14 protein-coding genes and 1 rRNA gene are annotated in these 18040 nt (G+C 65.8%); 12 read left to right on the plus strand and 3 right to left on the minus strand.

Annotated elements, in window-relative coordinates; genetic code table 11:
• Positions 1-212: 212 nt before the first annotated feature.
• Positions 213-329: ribosomal RNA gene (gene rrf / locus ACXR2T_RS12965) — 5S ribosomal RNA — on the plus strand.
• Positions 330-524: 195 nt separating this feature from the next.
• Here the strand turns inward: rrf and ACXR2T_RS12970 are convergent.
• Entirely contained in the window at positions 525-1010 is a 486-nt protein-coding gene (locus ACXR2T_RS12970; RefSeq protein WP_458839680.1) for a DUF3515 family protein, read from the minus strand.
• A gap of 95 nt (positions 1011-1105) precedes the next feature.
• On the opposite strand from ACXR2T_RS12970, the gene thiL reads away from it, so the two are divergent.
• A complete protein-coding gene (gene thiL, locus ACXR2T_RS12975; protein WP_458839682.1) occupies positions 1106-2104 on the plus strand; it encodes a thiamine-phosphate kinase in 999 nt (332 codons plus the stop codon).
• Here thiL and ACXR2T_RS12980 read toward each other — a convergent pair.
• On the minus strand, positions 2088-3662 hold the full coding sequence (locus tag ACXR2T_RS12980) for a PucR family transcriptional regulator (RefSeq protein ID WP_458839678.1): 1575 nt from the start codon (positions 3660-3662) through the stop codon (positions 2088-2090). The two genes, thiL and ACXR2T_RS12980, sit on opposite strands and share 17 nt — an antisense overlap.
• 173 nt (positions 3663-3835) lie before the next feature.
• Between ACXR2T_RS12980 and gabT the strand changes: the two genes are divergently transcribed.
• The 3 genes from gabT to ACXR2T_RS12995 all read left to right on the plus strand — a co-directional run bounded on the left by gabT (position 3836) and on the right by ACXR2T_RS12995 (position 9861).
• Positions 3836-5176: a 4-aminobutyrate--2-oxoglutarate transaminase gene (gene gabT / locus ACXR2T_RS12985; RefSeq protein ID WP_458816231.1), complete on the plus strand. Its 1341-nt coding sequence runs from the start codon at positions 3836-3838 to the stop codon at positions 5174-5176.
• Positions 5177-5254: 78 nt separating this feature from the next.
• Positions 5255-6724 carry an NAD-dependent succinate-semialdehyde dehydrogenase gene (locus ACXR2T_RS12990; RefSeq protein ID WP_458816233.1) on the plus strand — a complete coding sequence of 490 codons (1470 nt, stop codon included), beginning with the start codon at positions 5255-5257 and terminating at the stop codon, positions 6722-6724.
• Between the two features lie 185 nt (positions 6725-6909).
• Complete coding sequence (locus ACXR2T_RS12995) at positions 6910-9861, plus strand: variant leucine-rich repeat-containing protein (RefSeq protein ID WP_458839676.1); 2952 nt, start codon at positions 6910-6912, stop codon at positions 9859-9861.
• Here ACXR2T_RS12995 and ACXR2T_RS13000 read toward each other — a convergent pair.
• On the minus strand, positions 9854-10447 hold the full coding sequence (locus tag ACXR2T_RS13000) for an RsmD family RNA methyltransferase (RefSeq protein WP_458839675.1): 594 nt from the start codon (positions 10445-10447) through the stop codon (positions 9854-9856). The two genes, ACXR2T_RS12995 and ACXR2T_RS13000, sit on opposite strands and share 8 nt — an antisense overlap.
• Before the next feature lie 31 nt (positions 10448-10478).
• Here ACXR2T_RS13000 and ACXR2T_RS13005 point away from each other — a divergent pair, with 31 nt between their 5' ends.
• The 7 genes from ACXR2T_RS13005 (at position 10479) to ACXR2T_RS13035 (ending at position 18029) form a co-directional block, all read left to right on the plus strand.
• Positions 10479-12653 carry an ATP-dependent DNA helicase RecG gene (locus ACXR2T_RS13005; protein ID WP_458839673.1) on the plus strand — a complete coding sequence of 725 codons (2175 nt, stop codon included), beginning with the start codon at positions 10479-10481 and terminating at the stop codon, positions 12651-12653.
• 139 nt (positions 12654-12792) lie between these two features.
• On the plus strand, positions 12793-13713 hold the full coding sequence (locus ACXR2T_RS13010) for an ABC transporter ATP-binding protein (protein ID WP_458839672.1): 921 nt from the start codon (positions 12793-12795) through the stop codon (positions 13711-13713).
• A gap of 10 nt (positions 13714-13723) precedes the next feature.
• Positions 13724-14659, plus strand: a complete 936-nt coding sequence (locus tag ACXR2T_RS13015) for a DUF2705 family protein (RefSeq protein ID WP_458839670.1) — start codon at positions 13724-13726, stop codon at positions 14657-14659.
• 81 nt (positions 14660-14740) lie between these two features.
• A complete protein-coding gene (locus ACXR2T_RS13020; protein WP_458839669.1) occupies positions 14741-16213 on the plus strand; it encodes a sensor histidine kinase in 1473 nt (490 codons plus the stop codon).
• Positions 16210-16902 carry a response regulator gene (locus tag ACXR2T_RS13025; protein WP_458839667.1) on the plus strand — a complete coding sequence of 231 codons (693 nt, stop codon included), beginning with the start codon at positions 16210-16212 and terminating at the stop codon, positions 16900-16902. The genes ACXR2T_RS13020 and ACXR2T_RS13025 overlap by 4 nt, the downstream gene beginning before the upstream one ends.
• 63 nt (positions 16903-16965) lie before the next feature.
• Positions 16966-17460 carry a pantetheine-phosphate adenylyltransferase gene (coaD, locus tag ACXR2T_RS13030; protein ID WP_458816251.1) on the plus strand — a complete coding sequence of 165 codons (495 nt, stop codon included), beginning with the start codon at positions 16966-16968 and terminating at the stop codon, positions 17458-17460.
• Positions 17460-18029: a YceD family protein gene (locus tag ACXR2T_RS13035; RefSeq protein ID WP_458839665.1), complete on the plus strand. Its 570-nt coding sequence runs from the start codon at positions 17460-17462 to the stop codon at positions 18027-18029. Before coaD ends, ACXR2T_RS13035 begins: the two co-directional genes overlap by 1 nt.
• The last annotated feature ends 11 nt before the right edge of the window (positions 18030-18040 follow it).

The following is an 18040-nucleotide window of genomic DNA, read 5'->3' on the forward strand; positions in this document are numbered from 1 at the left end:
TTGATAGGCCAGATGTGGAAGCATAGTAATGTGTGGAGCTGACTGGTACTAATAAGCCGATGATTTGACTTCACCCCTCCACTTTGGTGGGTGGGGATGCATAAGCATGAATGTGTGTGTAACGATGTTCGCGTCTACTTTGTGGTTCCCAACGGACGGCCACACCCAGTAACCCTCTGGTGGGGGTGGGGTGGTTGTTATGTTGATATTGTTACGGTGGTTATAGCGTCAGGGAAACGCCCGGTCACATTCCGAACCCGGAAGCTAAGACTGACTGCGCCGATGGTACTGCACTCGGGAGGGTGTGGGAGAGTAGGTCACCGCCGGACATCTTTTAGTGGGGGTTGGTTCACAATTGTGTGAGCCAGCCCCCTTTTTTATGCCCAAAAGGGCCCGCACGCTATCCTGCGCGTCGACCCACGCGTCATCCTGCGCGACGAAGGAGTCGCAGGATCCAAAGCCTACAAATGCGCCCGGGTATCACACGAAGTGACACCCGGGCCGGTATGCTTCCTAGCGCGCTGCTACTCGAGGTCGAGTGTGTCAGACACCGCGGTGCACTTACGGGTCTGCGGAAGCTGGCGTGCGACCGCGCTCAGGTCGAGCACGGCGTCGGTGCCGCTGACGGTTTCAGAGTCAACGTACACGGCGAGACCGGGGGTGCGCCCGTACGCTTCAAAACGGTAGACAGGGGCGGCCGAGTCGTTGATCACCCAGTCGACTCCGTTGACGCTCACGCACTGGTCGGTGGTGGGGCCGGTGGGCTCCTCGCCGCACACGAGTTGCACGGGGCCACCGTCGCCCCAAGCGCCCGTCGACTGTGCGTTTGTTTCGCGCTTATCGAGGCCGGCGACCTTATCTGGGAGTCGGACGATGACGTTGGCGCACGCGGGAGTGTTGGCGTCGGCGGCGGGTTCCATCGGAACAACGCTCGCGCACGAGGACAACAGCGTGGTCGCTGCGGCAGCCGCTACGGCGGCGCAGATGATCCTTGAGGCTGATCGTTTCACGACTCAAGCCTACCGATGCTGCGGCTGACCCTGCTGGGAGGGTGCGATAGGTTGTGAGAGTGAACGATACGGGAGCCCACGACACCGTAGGGCAAATGGGGGAGCAGCGCGTACTCGCACGAGTGTTGGCAAAGCTCGAGTCAGCTCGGCAGGCCACACTCGGCCCCGGTGATGACTGCGCAGTGCTGGCGAACGGCCACGACAGTGAGTCGGTCATTACCACCGACACGATGATCGAGGGCCCCGACTTTCGGCTGGCCTGGCACTCGGGCTACGAACTCGGGTGGAAGCTTGCCGCTACGAACCTCTCAGACGTTGCTGCCATGGGAGCTGAGCCTACCGCCTTGACTCTCGCGCTCGCGGTGCCGCAGACCACCCCCGTCACCCTGCTCGAAGAGATTGCCGAGGGGGCAAACGCTGCTTGTCGCGCCCTTGCCCCGGGGTGTGGCGTGGTGGGCGGTGACCTGGGTACGGCTCCCGTCATCATGGCGGCGGTGACGGCTCTCGGCCGGGTGCCCGAGGGCGCTGCGGTAACGCGATCCGGTGCTCGAGTAGGGGACACGGTGGCCTACGCCGGCGAGCTTGGGCTTGCAGGTCTGGGGCTGTCGCTGCTGTTCGCCGAAGCCACAGACGCCGATGGTGCTGCCTGCGACCGCGCGCTGCCGCGGCTTTGGGAGGAGCACGCCGAGGTATTGGCAGCTCAGCTCGCGCCTACACCGCCGATTCCGTTGGGACGCGCGGCCAGGCTGGCTGGGGCGAGCGCGATGATGGACGTCTCAGACGGGCTGTCGCTCGACGCGGCTCGGCTCGCGCGGGCGAGCCGCGTCACGCTGCATCTCGACTCCACAGCGCTGCAAGCAAGTTTCGGTGATCAGTACGGTGTCGTCGTGCCGCTCACTGCGATGCTCAACGGCGGCGAAGACCACGGTTTGCTTGCTACGTTCCCGCCGGGGCGAGCGCTGCCGTGCGGGTTTCACGCGATCGGGCTCGTCGAGGCGGCACGGCACGATCCGGAGCTGCTTGTCGACGGGGCGCCGTACGCGGCGAGCGGCTGGGATCCGTTCGCGCCGATCGCGATCAATCGCCGGGGCTGAGCCGCAGCGCCGCCCACAGCTCGGCGCGCGCGTCGGGGGAGTCGAGGTCGCGCTGCAGCAGGTTCGCGGCGGTCGCGATGCGCGCTTTGAGCGTGTGACGGTGCACGCCCAGCTCGGTCGCGGCCGCGCTGAACTGGCCGTGGTGCGCGAGCCACACGGTGAGGCCGCGCTCAATCTGGTCGTGGTGCCTCGCATCGTGATCGCGCACCGGCGCGAGCAGGCTCAGGGCGCGTTCGCGGGCTTCGGGATCGCGGCCCAGCAGGTGCAGTACGCCGTCGTGCACGGCGGGCCGATAGTCGACCGGCCCGGCCGCGTCGTGCGATAGCGCGTGCTCAAACGCCCGTTCGGCCTGCTCGCGCAGCTTCGCGGCATCGGTGAGTAAGGCGCGCTGCGAGATCCCCGCAGGCACACCGTGGGAACTAAACACGCGGCGCAGGGGGGCGAGGTGCCGCGCCTCGGTGATGATCACGGGCTCGGGTGAGGTGCCCGCGCGCACGAAGCCGCGGCTGCCTGCGTCGAGCGATCGCAGGTCTTGATCAAACGCCGGATCGGTGGCGGGCGGCGCGCCGTACCTCACGACCGCAATGGGGTTCTCGGGCAGGCGCATGGGGGTGTGGCTCGTGAGCTGCCTGGCAAGTTCGAGATCGCCCGCAAAGATGACCTGCGCGACCGCCTCGCGAATGGCGGCCTGGGCCTCATCTGCACCGCTGCGCAGCTCGAGCTGCACGGTCGCGAGCGCGCCGATGAGCGAGAACAGGGTGCGCTCGGCGCTATCGGGGGTGCCGCGATCTTGGACGATGAGCACCCCGAGCACACGCCCGCGCCGACCGAGCGTCTCGAGCCGCATGCCATCGCCGCCGCGGTCGCCAATGCGGCCCGCGCTCACCCCGCGGTCGAGTAGCCGGGTGGCTTCGGTACGAATGCGGGCGCTCAGCTCGTCGCTATGCTCTGTGCCCGGCGCGAACTCGATGATCTTGCCGAAGCGGTCGGTGATCGACACCCAGCGCCCGAGCCGCGCGGCGGCCTCGCGCACTGCAGAGGCGAGCCCGTGCCGGTGCAGGGAGGCCGCTACGACCGCGCGCTGTGACTCGAGCGCCCACAGGTCGCGCTCACGGCTGAGCGCATCGAGTAGCCGTGCTGCGGTCTGCACGATCGCGATGAACGCGGTGTCGTAGGGCACGCGAAATAATGGAAATCCGAGGGTGTCGCAGGCGTCGACGATAGAAGACGGCACGCGGTCCCAGTGCAGCCCAACCGCGACGCCGAGCGCTGTGGTGCCCGAGTCGGCGAGGCGCTGCACGTACGCGGTAGCCTCGGCGGGTTCGATCACCGAGTCGAACCTCGCGCCGGTGGTGAGCAGTACGGTGTGGGCCGGTAGAAACGGTGTGGGATCTTCGAGCTCACTCACGTGCACCCACTGCACAGGCAGGGCCTGCGTGTGCTCGGTGACCCCTGCGATGAGCACGAGCCCCAGGTGGTACTGATGCAGCAGTTCGCCGAGCTCAATTGCGGGGTGCCCGGGCGTGCCTACGGTGGTGGTCGTTGTCGGTTCTTGCACCCTGAATGCCCACCCTTTCGCCTTGTGCCAACCTGTCGAAAGATTAGCGATTCGTTCACCATTCTGGCACCTTTCGAAGGATCTCGCAGAAGCTAGTCTGAATGCAATCGGTACGGCTCGCGCAAATGGGGTGCGAGTCACGTAACCTGTGACACTTAAAGGAGACACACGACATGGTCGACATCATTGGCGGACCCTCGCTTCCCCAGGAGCGCAAGCTCGTCACCAGCATCCCCGGCCCGAAGTCGCAGGAGCTCCTCGCGCGCAAGAACGCTGCCGTGGCGGCAGGCGTGGGCGTAGCTCTGCCCGTGTCGATCGTGGCAGCCGGTGGCGGCGTCATGCTCGACGCAGATGGCAACTCGCTGATCGACCTGGGCTCGGGCATCGCGGTGACCGGTGTCGGCAACTCGGCTCCCGCCGTTGTTGAGGCTGTCACGAACCAGGTGCAGCAGTTCACGCACACCTGCTTCACGGTAACCCCCTACGAGGGCTACATTGCCGTCGCTGAGAAGCTGAACGAGCTGACCCCCGGTGACCACGAGAAGCGCTCGGCGCTGTTCAACTCGGGCGCAGAAGCAGTGGAGAACGCGATCAAGATCGCTCGCCACTACACCAAGCGTGACGCTGTTGTCGTGTTCGACCACGCCTACCACGGCCGCACCAACCTCACCATGGGCATGACCGCCAAGAACATGCCCTACAAGGATGGCTTTGGTCCCTTCGCTCCCGAGGTGTACCGCGTTCCCACGTCGTACCCGTACCGCGACGGCCTGACCGGCGCAGAGGCTGCAGCGAACACGATCTCGCAGATCGAAAAGCAGCTGGGTGGCAACAACGTTGCGGCCATCATCATCGAGCCCATCCAGGGCGAGGGTGGCTTCATCGCTCCCGCCGAGGGCTTCCTCCCCGCCATTCAGGAGTGGTCGACCGCTAACGGTGTCGTCTTCATCCTCGACGAGGTGCAGACCGGCTTCGCCCGCACGGGTGACCTCTTCGCTGCTAACCACGAGGGCGTTGTGCCCGACATGGTGACGACCGCTAAGGGCATCGCGGGTGGCCTCCCGCTGTCGGCCGTGACCGGCCGCGCCGAGATCATGGATTCGGCTCACGCAGGTGGCCTCGGTGGCACATACACGGGCAGCCCCATCTCTTGCGCCGCGGCTCTCGCCACAATCGAGACCTACGAGAAGGAAAACCTCGCGCAGCGTGCGCGCGAGATCGGTGCGATTATCACCGAGTTCTTCACCGAGCTGCAGAAGACCGACGACCGCATCGGTGACATTCGTGGCCGCGGTGCCATGATGGCTGTCGAGTTTGTCGAGTCGGGCTCGAAGGCACCCAACGCCGCCCTGACCAGCGCAATTGCGAAGCACGCTGCCGCTGAGGCCGTCATCCTGCTGACCTGCGGTACCTACGGCAACGTCGTGCGCTTCCTCCCGCCGCTGTCGATCTCTGACGAGCTGCTGCGCGAGGCGCTCTCGATCGTCGCTGATGCGATGCAGGCGAACGCCTAACTTTCTCTAGACTGGGGTGGGTGTGTGGCGCTGCCACGCACCCACCCCAGACGCAGATCTTCCCGAAAGGACAACACCATGGCATTGAAGCCCAACGAGCAGGCACTGCTCGACAGCGTTCAGGCGGGCCTCGGCATCGGCGGCACCTGGGAGCCCTCGACCTCGGGCGCGACGCTCGATGTGCAGGATCCGGCTACCGGCGAGGTCATCAAGTCGATCGCCGACGCAACGGTTGAAGACGCCGTACGCGCACTCGACGCGGCGGTCGCTGCACAGGAGTCGTGGGCAGCAACGTCGACCCGCGAGCGCTCGAACATTCTGCGCCGCGCATTCGACCTGCTGATGGAGCGCAAGGAAGACTTCGCGCTGCTCATGAGCATCGAAATGGGCAAGCCCATTGCTGAAGCTCGCGGCGAGGTCAACTACGGTGGCGAGTTCTTGCGCTGGTTCTCGGAGGAGGCCGTGCGCGTGCAGGGCGACTACCGCCAGAACCCCGAGGGCACTGGCAACATGGTGGTCTCACACCTGCCCGTCGGCCCCTGCTACTTCATCACCCCCTGGAACTTCCCGCTCGCAATGGCGACGCGCAAGATCGCTCCGGCGTTGGCGGCTGGTTGCACGGTCGTTGTGAAGCCGGCTGCGCTCACCCCGCTGACCACCATCTTCTTCGTGCAGCTGCTCGAAGAGGCGGGCCTGCCCGCAGGCGTGGTCAACGTTGTTGCTACGTCGAAGTCGAGCGCACAGTCGAGCGCTCTCTTGTCGGACTCGCGCCTGCGTAAGCTTTCGTTCACCGGCTCGACCCCCGTCGGTGTGAAGCTGCTCGAGGCTGCCGCACAGAACGTGCTGCGTACCTCGATGGAGCTCGGTGGCAACGCACCGTTCATCGTGTTCGAGGACGCAGACCTCGACCGCGCGGTCGAGGGCGCGATGCTCGCGAAGTTCCGCAACATCGGCCAGGCTTGCACCGCGGCGAACCGCATCATCGTGCACGAGTCGGTGGCCGACGAGTTTGTCAGCCGTGTCGCCGAAAAGGTGAAGGCGTTCACGATCGGTCGCGGCGCTGAAGAGGGCAACGACATCGGTGCGCTCGTCGACGAGAAGGCTGTGGCGAACACTGCCCGCCTCGTTGCTGACGCTGTTGAGACCGGCGCGACGATCGTCACCGGTGGCGAGACCATTGATGGCCCGGGCAACTTCTTCCAGCCCACCGTGGTGGATCACCTGACCCCACAGTCGGCGATCATGCGCGAAGAGATCTTCGGGCCGCTGCTCGGCGTCATTCGCTTCTCGACCGAGGACGAAGCCGTCGAGATCGCGAACAACACCGAGTACGGTCTCGTGAGCTACGTGTTTACCGAGAACATCCACCGCGGTCACCGCATGATCGAGAAGCTCGAGAGCGGCATGATGGGCCTCAACACGGGCCTCGTCTCGAACGCTGCGGCGCCGTTCGGCGGCCTCAAGCAGTCGGGCCTTGGCCGCGAGGGCGGGTTCGACGGAATTCACGAGTTCCTTTCGTCGAAGTACACGCTGCTGCCTCGCTCCTAGTGGCAGGCGGCGCGCCGCGATAGCAGCGCGCAAAGCGGTTGAAGCCGCGAGTGTGAGTGCCCCTGTGGGCAACCACACTCGCGGCTTTTTCGTTCTCGGCGCGGGGCGCCCAGTGCCCCTAGGGTTCGCATAGGATTAACGTGTGTAAATGATTGGGCTGAGCCCAACCGGTGACAGGAGTTACGATGACGCAGCCCGAGCCTCCCGCTTCACCCTGGGGCCCCGGAGCGGGCGGTGTGCCCGTCGACGCGACGGCAGAGCAGCTCGCTACACTCGCCGCTAACCGCCCCGATCTGTGGGCTCAAATTCTCGCCCACCCCAACTGCTATGACGGGTTGCGGGCATGGGTCACAGAACGCGGCGGCGCGGCGGGCTCGGGGGACACCGAAGCGACGCGCACCGTAGCTGCGGGTGACTACGAAGAGGCGACGCGCACCGTTGCCGCGAGTGACTTTGAGCGCACGACGGTCGCGGGCGATCTCGACGCTACCGTGGTGGGCAGCGCCTTTGATCCGGCACCTGATTTTCAGGCGTCGCAGCTGCCGCCGCCTGTGATGCCCGCGCCGCCTGTGATGCCCGGGGTGCCTGGGGAGTTCTCGCAGCCCATGGCGGGGAGCATGCCGCCGCCGGCGTTCAGCCAGGCGGGGTACGGCCAGCCAGCGTTTGAGCAGCCGTCGTTCGATCAAGCCGCGTTCGGTCAGCCGCCTGCCGTGGCGGGCCCGGCAGCATTCGGCGCCGGGCCTCATGTGCCAGGTGCCGCGCCGAGCCAGGGCGCGCCTGGCAAGCGCCGCGGCAAAGTGTGGCTTGCAGCGGGACTTGCTGCCGCGCTCGCGGTCTCGGGTGGCGGCGTCGCGCTGGCTCTCACCGACACGTGGCCGTTCGGTGACAATGGGGTGTTTGGCGGTGGCCCAGGCAGTGGCGCCGCGTCACGAGCAGCAGCGCTCGACGCTGGCCTCACGTTCGCTGACGGTGCACAAAAGAAGTGGACCGTCGATTCAGACGATTACGTCTTCCCAAACTCGGGTGAAGATATTGCGAGCTCGTGGTTCAGCTGGCTGCCCACACGGGCATCGATTGCGCAAGATACTCACGATGTTCCCGTCGCTACAGAGTCGGCGGTCGCCTTTATTGCCCGCGGTGAGAACACGACCCTCGTGGTGCTTGACGCGAAAACGGGTGAGACGATCGTCGAAGAAGATCTCGGCGATCAGCGGGGCAGCTGTATCGCAGACGACTTCGCCCAAGAAGAGGTCTTCTACTGCGTCACGTCTGATCTCGAAGATGCTTCTGATTCGACGCTGTGGCGCATGACGATTGATGGCAAGTACACACAGAAACCGCTCGATGAAGCTTATGATCGTGTCGCCGTGGGCAAAGACCGCATCGTGGTCGCGAGCACGAGCTGGAACGACGGCGCAGGCGTCGCTGCATACGATCGCAAGAATCTCAAGGAACTGTGGGCGAGCGGCACGAAGGGGCACGGGGCTGGCTACGGCATCGATCTGAGCGGCAAACGTACCCTTTTGCGCAGCGGCAGTGGTTGGGAGCTGTTCGACGCGCAGGGTAAGCTGCTGGCCGATGCAAGCTTTAAGAACCTCTATGAGGGCGGCGATGGTTCGTGTGACGCCATGCTCACACCGCAAGACCAGCTGCTGATCGCGGGGAGCGACTGTACCGACCTCGACGAGAGCGAGTTTTGGGAGATCGGCGATAGCCTTGCAGGCAAACACCTCACGGGTGAGAACTCAGAACTGTTGCTCGCGACCGACGAAGGGTACACCGAGCTGTTTCGACTCGCACCCAAGGGCAAGTTCGAGTCGCTCTGGGAGCAGGATCACGGCGGTGCCTACCTCGGGCAGTCGCTCGGCGATGACGCGGCGATGATGGTGCGCTCGGGTGACAAGGTGTACACCTACGACGCTGAAGACGGAACCGAGGTATCGAGCTGGACGTTTTCGGGCGACGTAGACGGCGCGCTCGGTACGAGCGGAAACTCAACTTCCTTTGGCGTGCTCGATGCCGACGGTACGACCTGGGCGGGTGGCGGCCTCTACGACCCTTACTCGGGTGCGATGCTGGCCGAGCTCAATCTCGAGGGCCACTATCCATTTTGGATCACCCGCGCGGGGCTGCTCGTGGCAGAGCGCGGTTGCGAAGACTGTTCGATGGCGGGGGGCAATACGAGTCTCCGCTATCTCTCGCTCTATGCACCGACCTCGAAGGGCAAGGGCACTAGCGCGCAACCGGCCGGGTCAGTGTCGATTCCCGATTCAATTTCGGTGGATTGCCCGGCCGACACGATTCTGCTCGCGTGGGGCGAGTTCGCTGATGGCTGGGTGCTCGTGTGCGGAGTGTCGATGAACGAGCCGACGTTCATGGCCTATCAGGCGCCGGGCTCGAAACAGGTGCTGTACTCGTTGGGTGCGAAGCAGCCGACCGGGGCCGATGCGAAGGCGGCGGTGCACTGGGATGCGGGGCTGTCGCGCTATTCTGCCGAGCTTGAGGGTGGTGATCGGGTGACCCTCGATTACGACATTGGTACGGCGGTACGCCGTGACTCGGGTGACCGTAAGACGATCGATCAACAGCGTTTTGTGCGCTACATTTTCGTGCCGTTGGGGGAGAAGGTGCGCACAGTTGGTGACGCGTCGCGGGGCGATGGCGCGTTCGATGTGCAGGCGCCTGAAGACACGGCTGAGGATCAGGTGCGGTACATGATTGAGGTGCTTGAGAAGGCATACTCAGGGCGGGCGCTCGTGAAGGATGCGTTGCCGAAGCTGCAGTACTGCACGGCGTCAGCTGGTGGCTACAGTGACACGGTGTCGGCGATGCAGACGGTGCGCGATAATCGGGCCGAGCTGCTCAGCGCGCTTGATGCGATGCCGGTCGATAAGATTCCCGAGGGCAGTGCGCTGCTCGATGACCTGTATGACGCGATCGATGCGTCACACCGCGCCAACATCGAGTATGTGGCGTGGGCTGAGCAGGCGAACGCGAACGGGTGTGCGTCGCTGTCGAGTGCGGGTGAGCGTGCGGCGGCTGAGTCTGATCCGCCGAAGGAGCGGTTTGCGTCGCGTTGGAACCGGGTGGTGGCACCGAAGTTTGGGGTGCGCACGTTCGACGGATGGTTTATCTAGCGGCGGGCTCAGCCCACCACAGCTGCGTTTCGCCGTAGTGCTTCTCGCGCACACGCGCGAGCCCGGCCGGCCACGCGGGCTCGGGCGAGCGCGACGACCGCTCCACGAGCACCGCGGCATCGATCGCGAGCAGCGGCACGAGCGCCGCAAGATTCGCCGCGAGCTCGGCCTCCCCAAGATCGTACGGCGGGTCAATGATCGCGACATCCCATGTAGGCGCCGGATCCCTGAGCCCGCGCGCCTCAAGAAATGCTTGCACTGACTGCCGGGCTACTTCGACCTCGGGCACCGCAGCCCCCGAGCGCGTGAACGCGCCCTTGATCGCGCCCCAGTTGCGCAGGGCGACGCCCGCGGCCTGGGGGTGTTTCTCGACGAGTGTCACCAGCGCGGCACCGCGACTCGCCGATTCGAGCCCCAAGGCCCCTGATCCGGCATAGAGGTCGAGCACGCGCGCGCCGTCTAGGAGACCCCAAGAATCAAGCGTCGAAAAGATGGCCTCGCGCACGCGGTCGCTCGTGGGCCTGGTGCCGGCCTTGGGCACCTCGAGCCTCAGCGAACCTGCTACCCCTGAAATGATCCTCGTCACTCGTCAAGCGTACCGCGGGTACGCTTGAGTTATGCAGCAGGTGACCCTCGAGACGCGCTTGGATCGCGTGATCGGTGACCGCTCGGCAAAAGTGCTTGAGCGCGCGTACGAGATGCACACGGTCGAAGACCTGCTGCTGCATTTTCCGCGCCGGTATTCGAAGCGCGGTGAGCTCACGCCGCTCACCGAGCTGCCGCTGGGGGAGCACATCACCGTCGTGGCCGAGGTGATTGAGGTGCGCGAGCGCCGCATGCAGCGTCGAAACGGCAGTCTCATTGAGGCGCGCATCACCGACGGTAAAGGCTTTTTGACGATCACGTTCTTTAACCAGAAGTGGCGGCTCAAAGACCTGCAAGCCCGTAGGCGCGGCATCTTCACGGGCAAAGTGAGCGAGTATCGCGGCCAGCTGCAGCTGCAACAGCCCGACTACGAGATGTTTGAACGACGCGAGGACGCGCCCGGCGCGGCAGAGCTGAGCGAGGCGGCGGCGAAGGCGTGGTCGCAGGTGCCCGTACCGCTGTACCCCGCGACCGCGCAGATGCCGAGCTGGTCGATTCAGCAGGCGATTGCGATCGTACTGGAGCAGCTTGCGCCCCTTGAAGAGCCCCTGCCGATGTATATTGTCGCGACCGAGGGGCTCATGGAGTTCGACCGCGCGCTGCGCCTCGTGCATCAACCTGAGGTTGACGAGCACTGGCAGAAAGCCCGCGACAGCCTGCTGTTTCGTGAGGCGTTCGAGCTGCAGCTTGCGCTGCTTGACCGCAGACGCCGGGTGGGGCTTGCGCCTGCCATGCCGCGCGAGGAGGGTGGGCTGCTACTCGCTCGGTTTGATGCGCAGCTGCCGTTCACGCTCACGGGCGACCAGCAGCGCGCGGGGGCCACGATTGCGGGGGAGCTTGCGGGCGTGCACCCCATGCACCGGCTGCTGCAGGGCGAGGTTGGCTCGGGCAAAACCCTGGTCGCGCTGCGCGCAATGCTGCAGGTGGCTGAAGACGGAGGCCAGAGCGCCCTCCTGTCGCCCACCGAGGTGCTGGCGTCGCAGCACTACCGGTCGATCATCGAGTCGCTCGGCCCCGACCTCTCGGCAGAGGTGGGCGTGGTGCTGCTCACCGGGCGTATGCCCGCAGCCGATCGTAAACGCTCGCTGCTCGCGCTCGCGTCGGGGCAGGCCCGCATCGCGGTGGGTACGCACGCGCTGCTCAGCGACAACGTGACGATGTACGACCTGGGGCTCGTCGTCGTTGACGAGCAGCACCGGTTTGGCGTCGACCAGCGCGAGGCGCTGCGGCTCAAGGGCAATAACCCGCACACGCTCGCCATGACGGCGACCCCGATTCCGCGCACGGTGGCGCTCACGGCGTTTGGTGACCTCGAAGTGTCGACGATCAAAGAGCTGCCGGCCGGGCGGCAGGGCATACGCACGGTGATTGTGCACGAGGAACAAACACCAGACCGCAAAACCCGCATGTGGGAGGAGGTGGACCGCGAGCTTGAGGCGGGCCGCCAGGTCTACTTCGTCTGCCCGGCCATCGACCAGGGCGAGCTCGACCCCGAGCTTGACGCCGAGATTAACGGGCCTGACGATGCGACGCCGCGTCAGCTCGCAAACGTCGTCGACACGGTCGAGCGGCTCAGGCGCTCGACCCGTTACGAGGGCCGGCGTATCGAAGGGCTCTACGGCAGCATGCCGTCAGAGGAGAAAGATCGCATCATGTTTGCCTTCGCGGCGGGCGATGTAGACATTCTGGTGTCGACGACCGTCATCGAGGTGGGCGTCAACGTGCCCAACGCGTCGATCATGGTTGTGCGCGATGCCGACAGATTTGGCATCTCGCAGCTGCACCAGCTGCGCGGCCGCGTGGGACGCGGCGAGCACGCGGGCCAGTGCATGCTGCTCACCCACGTCGAAGAAGACTCAATCGCGGCCGAACGACTTGTGGCGGTGGCGCGCACGAACGACGGTTTCGAGCTCGCCGAGGCAGATCTCGAACAGCGCCGCGAGGGCGACATTTTGGGTACCCGCCAGTCGGGCGGCAAATCGACGCTGCGCCTATTGCGCGTCACCCAGCACGGTGAACTGATCGCGCACGCGCGCGACGTCGCCGCGCACCTGCTCGACGGTGACCCGCTGCTCGAACAGTATCCGCTGCTGCACGCACGCGTCATCGCGGAGGCCGAGCACATCGAAAACCTCGCCAAGTCGTAGTACTTGCGGCCCGGCTTGCCGTGATGATGCGGTACCCAGGTACTACGCGGCCGGCACCCGCGAACGATGTGCCGCGCCCAGCGCCCCCGTAGCGTAAATGGTGAGGCTAGAAGGTCTGGCCAGAACACGGGGAACGCCCATGATCGAGGCACGCGGTCTCACCAAACAGTACGGCGCGAAGCGCGCCGTCGACGACGTCACGTTTAGCGTGAAGCCCGGCCAGGTGACGGGCTTCTTGGGCCCCAATGGCGCGGGCAAATCGACCACTATGCGGCTCATCTTGGGCCTCGACCGGCCCACCTCGGGCACGGTAACGGTCGGCGGCCAGCCCTACACGGGGCAGATGTCGCCCCTTACCCAGGTGGGAGCGCTGCTTGACGCAAAGGGCGTGCATCCGGGGCGCAGCGCCCGCAGCCACCTGCGCGCGATCGCCGCGACGCACGGCATCAGCGATGCGCGCGTAAGCGAGGTGCTCGCCCAAACCGGCATCGACCAGGTCGCAGGCAAACGCGTGGGCGGCTTTTCGCTCGGCATGGGCCAGCGGCTCGGCATCGCCGCCGCCCTGCTCGGCGACCCCGAGGTGCTCATTCTCGACGAGCCGGTGAACGGACTCGACCCCGACGGGGTGCGCTGGGTGCGCGAACTCTTGCGCCACCTCGCAAGCGAGGGCCGCACCGTGCTCCTGTCGAGCCACCTGATGAGTGAGATGGCGCAGACCGCCGACCACATCATCGTGCTCGCGCGGGGCCGCGTCATGGCCGACGCCCCGCTCGCAGACTTTCTCGACGCACAGGGCCAGCGCACCGTCACCGTGACAAGCCCCGAGGCCGCACGTCTCGCGTCGCTCGTGATGAACGAGACGCCGGGCTGCCGCATCGACCAAACGAGCGGCACCGGCTTCACTGTGCAGGGCGTCGAAAGCGCTCGCATCGGGCGCATTGCCTGCGCCACAGGCATCGAGCTGCACGAACTCTCATCGACGTCCTCCAACCTTGAAGACGCCTACCTGTCACTCACCCAAGACGCGCTCGAATACGCGACCGCGCCCGTCGCCGCCTAAGGAGCAGCTCATGACTACGACCTATCTTCTCGACGGCAGCTGGGCTCCGGATCCGCGCACCGCTCACCCCGCCGCCGCCGCCCAGCGGCCCGCGGGCCAGGCGCCCGCCGCCCACCGCGCCGCGGCGGGAGCGAAGCTGAGCTTCGCGGGCCTGCTGCGCTCGGAGCGCATCAAGCTCAGCTCGCTGCGCAGCGTGCGCTTCACCCTCGCTGCGACCCTCATCGCGGGGCTTGGGCTCAGCGGCCTGTTTTCGCTGCTGTGGGTGTCGGAGGGCATGGCGGGTGAGGGGGCGGGGGTCGCCGAGCAGACACAGTACCTGCTGATGGCTTCGAGCATCTCGGTGCCGTTCATTGCGCTCGTGTTTGGTGTGCTCGGTGTGCTCGTCATGTCGAGCGAGTACGCGAGCGGCCTGATCCTGTCGACGCTCGTGGCTGCTCCCCGCCGCGGCGCGGTATTTGCGGCGAAGGGGATCATGCTCGCCGTGCTCGCGCTCGTCACCGCGGCCGTCGTGGTCGTGGGCAGCCTGCTGCTCGCCGTAGCCTTTGACCCCGCGACTGCCACGCAGCTCTTGACAGCCCAGGTGGTCACGAGCGCGCTCGGCCTCATCGCTTACCTCACGCTGCTCGCACTCTTTGCGTACGGGTTGGCCACGCTCACCCGCAACGCCGCCGCGGGCATTGGCATCGTGGCGGGCGTAACGTTCGTGGCCCCTATCGCGCTGCAGGTGCTCATGATGACCGGCTGGGAGTGGGTGCCCACCGTGTTTGAATATCTGCCGACCAACCTCGCCAACCTGCTGTCGATGGGTGTAATGAACGCAACCGAGGCGAGTGCCATGGGCGCAACGGGTCTCGGCTACGGCGGGGCGCTTGCGGTGATGGTGGCGTGGGCCGCGGTCACCGTGATCCCGGCGGCGATCGTGTTCAAGCGACGCGACGCTCACTAGCACCCGCGGCAACGATTGATGTATTGCGGTGGTCGGCAGGCAGCGCCTGCTGGCCACCGCGCAGTGAGTAGGGTTGAAGGTATGACGAGCGTGACCGGCACCGAGTTGCGGCTACCCAAACCGCCGGGGGTGCTCAGGCGCTACCTTGCCGAGCACCCGCGCGCCGTCGACGTGTTCATCGTCGTCTGGTACGTGCTCGGCGCGACCTTTGGCGTGCTGCTCGATGCGATGCTGGCGTTTGGCAACGCGGCCGTCATGCAACAGGACGTGTCAACCGACGTCGAAGTGGGCATGACCGATGTACTCATGCCCGCGTACTTGAGTTGGCCGTGGTGGCCCTTCGCGGTGCTGCGCATCTTGATTGTTGCCGCGGCGCTGCTGTACCGGCGCAAGCTGCCGCTCACCGGGCTCGTCGCGGTCACCGTCGTGTCGTTTGGTGAACACGGGATTCAAAGCTTTGCGACCGTAGTCGCGCTGTGCTTCATGCTCTACGCGGTGCCCGTCTATCGCAGCGTAGCCGCTGGCTGGATCGGGTTCGCCGTCGCCTACGCGGGCAGCATGCTGCAGCTGTTTATGCCGCTCGGCCTCGCCCCCTCGGGTCTCTTAGAAGCCGACATGGCGGGTAACGCCGCGATGGAGCTGGTGCCGCCGTCGAGGCAAGAATTCTTGGTGCTCGCCATTATTTCGGGGCTGTGGTACGCGGCGATCGTGATGCTCGGCATTAACCTCGGTAACCGGCGCCGCTACCTCGCCGCGATCATCGACCGCGCCCACCAGCTGGCGCGTGAGCGCGACCAGCGCGCCAAACTCGCGGTCGCCGAAGAGCGCGAGCGTATCTCGCGCGAAATGCACGACATCGTGGCTCACTCGCTCTCGGTCATGATCGCACTGTCTGAGGGAGCCGCCCGCGCCGCCGCAACTTCACCCGAAGCGGCGGCGAAGGCGATGCGTAAGAGCGCCGAGACCGGCCGCAACGCGCTCGCAGAAACCCGCCGTCTCCTCGGCGCGCTCGGGTCAGATGAACAGGCAGAGCTCGCGCCGCAGCCGGGTCTCACCGACCTGCCCGAGCTGGCACAGGGTTTTCGCGCCGCCGGACTACAGGTGGGGCTGCGCATTGACGGCCAACCCTCGGGTGACCGCGGGCAAGAGCTCGCCGTGTACCGCGCGGTACAAGAAGCACTCACGAACGCGCTGCGATACGCAGGCGCGGGCGCCCGCGTCGAAGCCACGGTGCACAGCGGCCCGACCGCGACGACGGTGACGGTGCGGGATTTTGGCCCGGCGCCCGGTTCTTCTGTGCCCAGCACGAGTCTCGGTGCGGGCAAAGGCATCGCGGGCATGCGCGAGCGCGCCCGCATGCTCGGCGGCACCGCCACCGCGGGCCCAGCCCCAGGCGGCCCCGGTTGGCAACTGCGCATCACACTCCCCGCTGCCCTCGGTGCGGGCGGGGCGTCGGGCACAGCGCCGGATCGGGCTGCCGCGGCCGACGATCCGGAACAGCACCCAGCAACCCAGCAGACAGACGCCACACAGACACAGACGGAGCAGCCATGACCGCCCCCAAGATTCGCGTCATGATCATTGACGACCAAGAGCTGATTCGCACAGGGTTCTCGCTCGTGCTGGGGGCCGAGCCCGGCCTCGAAGTCGTCGCCGAGGCCGGCGACGGCGGCGAAGCGCTCGCCGTGCTCGAGCGGCTGCAGGCGGCAGGATCGGGGTGCGACGTCGCCCTGATGGACGTGCGCATGCCGGGCATGAACGGCATCGAGGCGACGGGGGAGATCGCGCGCCGCTTCGCGTCCACGCGCGTGCTCGTGCTCACCACGTTCGATCTTGACGAGTATGCGCTTGATGCGATTCGGGCGGGGGCCGCCGGGTTTCTACTCAAAGACGCGAAGCCCGAAGAGCTCGTGGCCGCAATCTACGCCATCGCGGCTGGCGACTCGGCGATGGCGCCGAGCGTCACGCGCAGGCTCATCGAGCGCATCGGGCTGGGGGGCGATGCAGTGTCGGGCACCGGGGAGCCTCGTCCGGAGGAGCCGAGCGCGGCGCTTGAATGCCTCACCGAGCGCGAGCGCGAAGTGCTTGCACTGATCGCGGCGGGGCTTAATAACGCCGAGATTAGCGGGCAACTGTTTTTGTCGGAGTCGACCGTGAAGACCCACGTGGGGCGAGTGCTGTCGAAGCTCGCGCTGCGCGACCGCGTACACGCCGTGATCTTCGCGAAAGAGCACGGACTGTGACGCAGCAGCTCACACCTGGCGCGTTTTCGGGATTCTCGGCCGGGGCCGCGCTAGGGTAGAGGTATGAGCAAGATTGCCGTCGTACCCGGTTCCTTCGATCCGGTGACGCTGGGGCACCTCGATGTGATCCGGCGCTCCGCCAAGATCTTCGATGAGGTGCATGTGCTCGTGGTGCATAACCCGGGCAAGAACGCGATGCTGCCGATCTCGGAGCGCGTCAATCTCATTCAAAAGTCGATTGCTGAGGATCCCGAGATCCCCAGCAACATTCTTGTGGCCTCGTGGTCGATGGGCCTGCTCGTTGACTACTGCACCGAAGTGGGCGCGAACGTGCTCGTGAAGGGCATCAGGTCACAGATCGACGTCGCCTACGAGACGCCGATGGTGCTCATGAACCGCAGCCTCGCAGACGTCGAGACCGTGTTCATGCTGCCCGACCCCGCACACGCCCACGTGTCAAGCACGCTCGTGCGCCAGGTGGCGGCCCTCGGCGGCGACGTCTCACCGTATGTACCGAAAGCGGTTGCCCGCTTCCTCGATAAGACAAGGCCCGCATAATGCACGCCACGCGCGTATATGAAGAAAACATTCGCGACATCGCGAACCGGCCGGGGGAGATGCGCGAACGCTCGCGCACCATCACCGTGCCCGAACAGTTTGGCGAAGCTCTCGCCGTGGTGCCCGCCGGCACCGAAATGGAGCTCGACGTGCGCCTCGAGTCGGTGCACGAGGGTATTCTCGTGTCGGCAGAAGTCGACGCGACACTGCAGGCCGAGTGCGGTCGCTGCTTGAAAGAATTCGCCACGCCGTTTCAAGTCGAGTTCCAAGAACTTTTCGCGTATACTCCTACGGAGGCCGACGAGTATGGGGTTCACGGTGATCACGTGGATCTTGAACCCCCGCTCCGAGACGCGGTAGTGCTTGCACTCCCGTTCCAGCCAGTGTGTCGCCCGGACTGCCCGGGGCTCGATCCCGAGTCCGGTGAGCTGCGCGAGGCCGAGGCTGCGGTGATGCTTGACGCAGAGATTGATCCGCGCTGGGCAGCACTGGCCCGCTTCACGGCGGGCGCGGTCGCGGCTGATGAAAAACGTGACTCAGGGGAACACCCCGAGTCTGAAAGCAAGTAGGAAAGAGAACA

This window comes from Leucobacter faecis (assembly GCF_054456635.2).